Source organism: uncultured Methanobrevibacter sp. (assembly GCF_937906425.1).
In the GTDB taxonomy this organism is placed as follows: domain Archaea; phylum Methanobacteriota; class Methanobacteria; order Methanobacteriales; family Methanobacteriaceae; genus Methanobrevibacter.
This window is the reverse complement of the sequence record NZ_CALCYR010000249.1, coordinates 1-8,092: the sequence shown is the minus strand read 5'-3', so window position 1 is coordinate 8,092 and position 8,092 is coordinate 1. Positions and strand designations below refer to the sequence as shown.

General features: G+C 32.6%; 7 protein-coding genes. All 7 read right to left on the bottom strand.

Going from position 1 to position 8,092, the window contains the following annotated elements; translation table 11 throughout:
• Positions 1-84: 84 nt before the first annotated feature.
• Positions 85-1,041 (bottom strand): S-methyl-5-thioribose-1-phosphate isomerase, encoded by a 957-nt coding sequence (gene mtnA / locus Q0138_RS07235; protein ID WP_297982687.1) that lies wholly within the window; start codon positions 1,039-1,041, stop codon positions 85-87.
• A 439-nt stretch (positions 1,042-1,480) separates the two neighbouring features.
• The gene (locus Q0138_RS07230) at positions 1,481-2,371 is read right to left on the bottom strand and encodes a radical SAM protein (RefSeq protein ID WP_297982684.1); all 891 of its coding nucleotides are present in this window, start codon (positions 2,369-2,371) and stop codon (positions 1,481-1,483) included.
• 605 nt (positions 2,372-2,976) lie between these two features.
• The gene (locus tag Q0138_RS07225; protein ID WP_297982681.1) at positions 2,977-3,543 is read right to left on the bottom strand and encodes a methanogenesis marker 17 protein; all 567 of its coding nucleotides are present in this window, start codon (positions 3,541-3,543) and stop codon (positions 2,977-2,979) included.
• Positions 3,544-3,748: 205 nt separating this feature from the next.
• A complete protein-coding gene (locus Q0138_RS07220) occupies positions 3,749-4,984 on the bottom strand; it encodes a methanogenesis marker 15 protein (protein ID WP_297982677.1) in 1,236 nt (411 codons plus the stop codon).
• 1 nt (position 4,985) lies between these two features.
• On the bottom strand, positions 4,986-5,474 hold the full coding sequence (locus Q0138_RS07215; RefSeq protein ID WP_297982673.1) for a methanogenesis marker 5 protein: 489 nt from the start codon (positions 5,472-5,474) through the stop codon (positions 4,986-4,988).
• Positions 5,475-5,513: 39 nt separating this feature from the next.
• A complete protein-coding gene (locus tag Q0138_RS07210) occupies positions 5,514-6,002 on the bottom strand; it encodes a methanogenesis marker 6 protein (RefSeq protein WP_297982670.1) in 489 nt (162 codons plus the stop codon).
• Positions 6,003-6,195: 193 nt separating this feature from the next.
• Entirely contained in the window at positions 6,196-7,743 is a 1,548-nt protein-coding gene (locus tag Q0138_RS07205; protein WP_297982667.1) for a methanogenesis marker 3 protein, read from the bottom strand.
• Positions 7,744-8,092: the final 349 nt, after the last annotated feature.

Below are 8,092 nucleotides of genomic sequence, written 5' to 3'. Positions count from 1 at the left end.
AAAATTAGAAAAAAATTAGAAAAAAATTAGAAAAAAATTAGAAAAAAATTAGAAATAAAAAATAAAAAAATATATGATTTAAATTTAGAAAACACTGTCAAAGTCTTCTTCCTTATTTAAATCAATTATTCCTTTTTCTGTAATTACACCAGTAATCAAGTCCTTTGGAACAATATCAAAAGCCGGATTTATAACTTCAGTTCCTTCAGGACAAATTCTTGCACCGCCATAATAAATCACTTCATCAGGGTCTCTTTCCTCAATTTCAGTGTCAAAAATGGAAATTTCCCTATCAAAAGTACTTACTGGAGCTGCAACATAAAAAGGAATATCAAAACGTTTTGCAGCAAGGGCAACCATAAATGAACCTATCTTATTAGCAATTCCATCACGTGCAACCCTGTCTGCACCTATAACAACCTTATCCACCTTTCCAATAGACATAAGATATCCGCTAGCAACATCTGGAATCAATTTTACAGGAATTCCTTCCTGTTGCATTTCCCAAACGCTTAGACTTGCACCTTGACCTCTTGGACGAGTCTCATCACAGATAACCTGAATGTCCTTTCCCTGATTAAAAGCAGAACGGAAAACACCTAATGCAGTACCATAATCAACACAGGCAAGTGCACCAGCATTACAGTGAGTTAAAACAGTGTCTCCATCATCAATTACCTTGGCACCATATTCCCCAATAGCCAAATTGGTATTAATGTCTTCACGAGCCATATCCAAAGCTTCCTTTAACATATCAGGAGCCTTCATGACCCTATCAACAGCCCACATCAAATTGACAGCAGTAGGACGAGCGGATTTCATTTCCTCTGCAACCTTATCCATATCCTCACCTGCAATTTGAGCAAGCGCCATACCAAATGCAGCAGTAACACCAATGGCTGGAGCACCACGAACAATCATTTCCTTGATTGCATAAATAACAGATTTATAATTGCTGCAGTAAACATAAGTCAATTCATCAGGCAATTTAGTTTGATCAATAAGTTTTAATTTATTATCTTCCCATTCAACAGTTCTCATAAATATCCCATAATAAATTTATAAAAATAAGTGAAATTTAATTTAATATTACAATAGAATATTGGCCTTTTTAAAATAAAAAGATTTTTATAAAATTAAAAAAATAAAAAATTGACCTTTAAAATAAAAAGATTTTTATAAAATTAAAAAATTGTTTAAAATAAGCAAAAAGAGTAAAGAGTTAAAAAAAATTGTTAAAAATAATAAAAATAAGTAAAAATAGTTAAACATGCCTAAAAATAACTAAAAATAAGAATAAAATAATAAAAATAAGTAAAAATAGTTAAAAATAGTTAAAATAGTTAAAAATAGTTAAAAATAGCTAAATAATAAAAATAAACTGTAAAAATTAAAAATTAAAAATTAATAATTAATAATTAAAAAGTAAAAATTAAAAATTAAAAAGTAAAAGTTAAAGAAAAAAGAAAAAGTAAAACTCCTAGAAGTGAGACTGAGGAGCATTACCTATATGATGATCTTCATGTTTCTTTCCAGGGATTCCATAAGCGTCTGCCCTACATTGAGTACAAGCTCTGAATACAGGAAGATACTCTTCCACTTCACTGCGAGCCTTTTCAATTTCTCCACAACCAGGTTTTGGATAATCAGCCATCTTATTCAATGGAATCAATGGAAGAACATTTACCAAGTCTGCACCACATTCTTTTACGGTTTTAGCGATGTCAACAATATGTTCATCATTTAAGCCAGGAATAAGAACCACATTTACTTTTACAACTACACCAAGGTCAGTGATTTTCTTAATTCCTTCAAGTTGGTTGTTCATAAGAATCTCAGCAGCTTCACGTCCCCTTAAGACTTCACCTTCATAGACAATGAATCCATAAACGTCCTTTCCTATTTCAGGGTCCACGGAATTGACGGTTACGGTAACAGTATTTACACCTAATTCTGCAATCCTTTCAGCATATTTAGGAAGCAAAAGACCGTTTGTACTCATACATTTAATCAAGTCAGGTTTTTCCTTATTAATTTTTTCAAAGAATTCAAATGTAGCCTCATTAGCCAGGGAATCACCAGGACCAGCCACACCAACTACAGTAATGGCACTGTCCTCAGTTACTTTTTTTACATGTTCAACAGCTTCATCTGCACTCATAATTGAACCTGCAACACCTGGACGGTCTTCATCATTGTTAATTGATCTAATACAGAAATTACATCCTATATTACATTTTGGCGCAATAGGAACATGAACCCTACCGACCTTGTCATGCAACTTTTCATTATAACATGGATGAACTTTTGTTATGTGAGCAAATTTTGAACCTTTATGACTGCCTCCACAGTCAATGTTTTTGCTAATCATATTATTACCTCAACACATAAGTTTTAAATCGTTTTAAAACTTTTCTTCTCCAATATAATCTAATTAGAACTTTTTATAAGCCCTATTAAAACTTCAATAAAAGAATAAATATTAAAATTCAAACCAATATTTATTTTTTATTTATAAATTTAATCTGCTGACAAATCAAGGGACTGTCAGCAAATACACACATCATTCGTTTAAGGTTAAACTTTTAACTATTGTTATATATGTCCCAATATATAAAGATTTCTATTTATTTTTTAGACATACGAACAAATTCTAAAAAACTTCAAACTAATTTTAAAAATTATTTAAAAAACCATTTAAATGTAATTAAAAATGATTTATATTAACATTATTTTAAATAAATAAAGAATTGATTATAAATCTTTAATAAACTTTTAACTCATTATAAACCAGCAAGCCTATTTTATTTAAATTAAATTTATAATTAAATAAATTTAAAAAAAATTATTTAAACTCATTATTTAAATAAAATAATAAAAAATTTAATAAAAATTGTGGTTTCTACAAGACCAAAATATTTAATAAAAAATTTAATAAAAATTTAATGAAATAATAAAATTAAAGACTCCAAATGTTTAATTATAGGTTTTAGGAGTATTTAATTCAACAATATATCCTTCTGCCTTTTCAATCCATTCATCCTTAATTAATTCGTCTGTTGCTATAACAGAAACAATATCATCTCTTGAAATGTCCTTCATGATCTTAAATCCTTCAGGAACTATTCTGAATATTGCATCATAAATCCTTCTTTTAAGATTCTTATAAGGACTGTCCACTACAAGATCTGACAATTGATGATTTCCCTTAATATGAATCACATATCTGCTTGGCTGATGGACTTGTTCCCTACCAAACTCACTCCAAAGGGTTTTGAGAATGTTTGGAAGATAGTTCTCATCATCAATCAGAATAACTGTTGTATCATCATCTTTCTCATAACTTATCTTGGCAACTTCCTTCAAGGTTATGTTTTGAGAGGTTTTTCTCATTTTAATAGCTATAATGAAACAGACCTCATCAGGATTAACATAAGCGCGCATATCATCAATTGAAGGTGGCAAGACCAAATCCTGAAAGATTTGACGAATAATCATATCGTAGACCTTTGCTCCCTCTTCATCATTTGATTCAATATACATTTAATCACCTCTTAGAGATTAAACAATAAATAATTAGAATAAAAGAATAATGGAATGTTTATTTAAAAACAAATAAACAAACATTAACTCTAATAAAATGTTAATTTAAAAACAAACAAGCATTAACTCTAATAAAATGTTAATTTAAAAACAAACAAGCATTAACTCTAACGAAATGTTTATTTAAAAACAAACAAGCATAATTCTATTCATGTCTATTACCCATACCGGATACCAACAATGCTGCTCCTACAGCACCAATATGTTGTGAGTATTCAGGTACAATAACTTCAATACCGCCTAAGGTTTCACTTACAGCTTCAACAAGACCTGAAATCAAACTGGTACCGCCCACTTGAATTAAAGGTTCACGGATGTCAATTTCCTGCAATTGTTGTTCATAGACCTGTTCAGATACTGAGTGACATGCAGCAGCGGCCACATCTGCCTTTGAACCTCCTGCAGCAAGAGTGGTAACAAGGTCCTGAATACCGAATACAATACAGTAACTGTTTAACATAGCCCTTCTCCAATCACCTTGAACAGCGAGAGGACCAAGTTCTGTAATGTCAACATCCAACCTACGGGAAGTCATGTCCAGGAATCTTCCGGATGCACCTGCACAGATACCGCCCATAGTGAAGTTGTCTGGAATACCGTTGTTAACTGTAATAACCTTATTATCCATACCGCCAATATCCAATACAGTAGCTTCACCTTTTTGACAATCAGCAAGATATACTGCACCTTTAGCGTTAACGGACAATTCCTCTTGAATAAGTTCTGCACCGAACTCCTGACCCATGGTAAACCTACCATAACCTGTAGTTCCTATACCATCAAGGTCATCCCAATCATAATCAGTGTTTGAGAAAGCTTCGGAAGCTGCGGTTTTTGCAGATTCAATAATGTCCTTGGTGGAAGTCCAACCAGTACCTATAACCTTGTTGTTTTCCATTAAAACAGCTTTTGTAGTAGTGGAACCAGAGTCTAAACCAAGGGTAAGACCTTCTTGTTTCTCACGAGCAAGAATGCTTCTACGTGTAACTGTGGTTGCCAATGCTTCCATACGAATGAACAACTCATCAGCCTTTGTCCTTTCAGTAAATGAATAGGTAACCACTGGAATACGTGTATTGTTTTGAATGAAACGCCTTACCTCATTTCTTACAAGTGCTCCTTCAGCACATCTGAAACAGGTAGCAATGAATACTGCATCAGGCTTACATTTACCTTCAACAATGGACATTGCCCTTGCAATCATAAGCTTTAAGCTTGAACTTTGAGCAGAGAAACCGAATTTCTCATAAGCCTCATTAATATAATCCAAATCAATTTCAGGAAGAATAATCTCAGCGCCGAACTTTAAAGCCGCCTTTTCAATTTCCTTTTGAATACCACTGTATTCAGTACCACAAGAAACCAATGCAATCTTTACCATTTTATTCTCCTCCCTCTAATTCTTCATCATAAGCTTCCAAGTCTCCTCCACCTCCAGGCAGGGAATCAAGGAATGAATTGATTTGATTAACCATAAGCATTGTTTCATCCTGGTCTGATGGATAAACAACTTCCAAGGTAGGAATGTCCTTTTTACGTAAACAGAAAATGGACAGTTCATTAGTTCTTGCACATCCAACACAACCAAAACCGAAAGGTGCACCATCAACGATGATTGCAGCCTCTGCAGCATCTATAAGAGGTCCAATAATGGACATTCTTCCCCTTACACCGGAAGGGACTTCAATAGCTGCATATTTTAATCCTTTAATAGGATCTTCCTCTGTAATATTCATTGGAGGAGAATCAATCTCCGGGTCTTTAATCTTTTGTCTAATTTGTTTTTGAAGAGCTAAAGGAGTGTGTCCTTTTCTCTCAATCAAGTCAGCTAAAATCAATGAATTTGGTGGATAAATAGCTACTTTTACCATAATATCATCCTCATAATAATCTAAGACTAGATAATAGCCTTATTCCTTTTCTCCCTCACTTTTTTCTTCTTTTAAAGAATCTTCCAAAACTTCCTTGAATAAATCTATGGAAACAGGTTCCTTTTTCTCAATTTCAACTTCCCTTGGGTTTTTCAAAGCTTCCCCAACATAATCAAGAATTCTGAATTCCTTTTCCATTTGGTGGAATCCTTCCCTAGGACCATATCTGTGGCCTCTGCATCTTCTAGGGTCTCCTGGAGCAAAACCTCTTTCCTTTGTAAAAATTCCATAAGGATCTAATTTACGAAGCTCCCTAATCGCCTGTTTAACATATTTGTCCTTACCGCTAATCATTGCACCATAACAGGTCCATTTAATGGTAATGGGCAAATTCAAGAGATGTAAGAAATTAACAACTTCACTTTCACTTACATTAGCTTTAGAACTTAAAATAATCATTCTTGTTGAAACTTCAGGATCCATATCCTCCTTACCTAAATCTGGAGTCATACATAAATTTGCAGGCATAATCTTTCCTCCTTAATAACGAAAACAATGAGTTTTATAAACAATCTTAAAACACAAAAAGAATTTAAAATTCCAATATCCAAAACATAAAAGAATTTAAAACCCCAATATCCAAAACATAAAAGATTTTAAAATTTCAATGTCTTAAAATAAGTTTATCCAAACCCTCATGTTTATTCAAACCTCACAATATTTAATCCTCATAAACCTCGTAAATATAAAGAGTGCTTCCATCTTTAAGTCTGTTTAAACTCTCAATATTTCCAATAACCTCACCAACTACATTTGTAGCAGCAAATGGTTCACCAGTAGGTCCAAATTCATCACTATCAACAGTTCTAATACCAACATATCCTAAATTCTTCCTGGACATGTTGGTTACACCAATCTCTCCAGCCTTCATAATGTCTGTAGGAATATTTTCAGGAATAAGTCCCTTGGATTCATCATCATTTCCCTCAAACATGAATATGTTCATGTCTGGAACTGCAAAGTAAACCTTCAATGTTCCAACAGGCTTTTCTGCCAAACCTGTGATTTTTTCCAAATACCATCTGGTTCTTGGAGCATTATCGGTTAATTTAACTTTAAGCAAGTCTTCACTTGCCAATCCAAAGGTTTTAACTTCTTTATTATTTAAAATATCAATAGTAAATTCAGGTTCTTGAGACACAATAATCGCATCGTCGTCCTCTAATCCTGTCCTGACGTGAGTGATGCCAAGAGCATTCAATTCCTCTTCAGCCTCTTTTTGAGTCATCATCATAAGCATGATTCTGCCAGGCTCACTTCTGACAGTGATTAAATCACCCTCTTTTGCAATGTCAAATAAGGCCATTCCCTCTTTAATGTTTGCAATAGTGGTGTGAGTGTCAGCTTTTACTCTGTCCTCCCTATAAACATAAACTTTTCCCTTACCTTTACCCTCATTTCTTAAGGTAACAGTTCCTCTCTTACGTTCTGTCCTATCTTCAGCTTCCTTGGAAAGACCTGTCAATTCATAAAATCCAACAAAGGAGTTTGATTCAAAACTAACCTTAATCTGGCCATCCCTAATTAGGGAATACAAATGTTCAACTGATGCTGGAGACTTTTCATTAGGTTCAAAAAGAACATAGGTAAACAATTGATTTCCCTCTTCCAACACTTCATCAAGATTTGAACCCCCTGTACTGTCTGTAACAGTACTGCGCTCTATAATAGGTTTTATGTCAATAATCTCATCTGAAGAGTCTAAAGAGAATAATGTTTTTCTGCCACCTATAACCTTTGCAAATACACCGCGATCACTGTATTTAGGAACTCCATAAACATTTGAGTGGTCGTCCTTTACAAAAATTATATGAGTGGCCTCATTGGAAAATCCTGATAAGCTAATCAGAACATCATTGTCATAATACTTAAATTCCTCATGGGAAGGTTCAAAATTAGAGCTTATAGGACCAATAGCCACTTCATTAGATGAATCCCAACGAACATTATTAGAGATAAACTGAGAATAATTTTCCTTGAAAAAATCAGTTAAAGGTTTTGATTTTTCAGAAACTTCTAATTCAATGAGAATACTTCCTTTAGGAGTTTGAATCTTATATTTGAGAATATTGTTTTGTATTTCATTCTCTCCCTTTATAAGACAAACGATACTACCTTCACTATATGGAGCATTTGTTAACTCAATAGCGTCCTTGATGGTAGATCCTTCAGGAATATCCACATCCTCTCCATTAATTTTAATTAGCATAGGCTTGCCTCTTTTTTATAAATTCAATTAATATAATAAAATAGAAGGAAATAAATAGATTTTGAAGGAATTGAATCAATTCAAACAAAAATCAAAAAAACATACCCCTATTTTATATATAATAAATATATCTTTATGATTAATAATATAAAATAGTTTTTAATTGAAGTTTAATAATAAAAACTAGTTTAAAAGTAATAATGAAATTCAGGGCATTTAGAAAAATAGTTTTAAAAAAATTTTAAAAAAAATAGCTGTAAGAATTTAAAATTTAAAATAATAAATTAAAAAAAAGGCTTTGTTGAAATCCTAAAAATTTTTATAAAAAATTTCCTAAAATAACTGATTA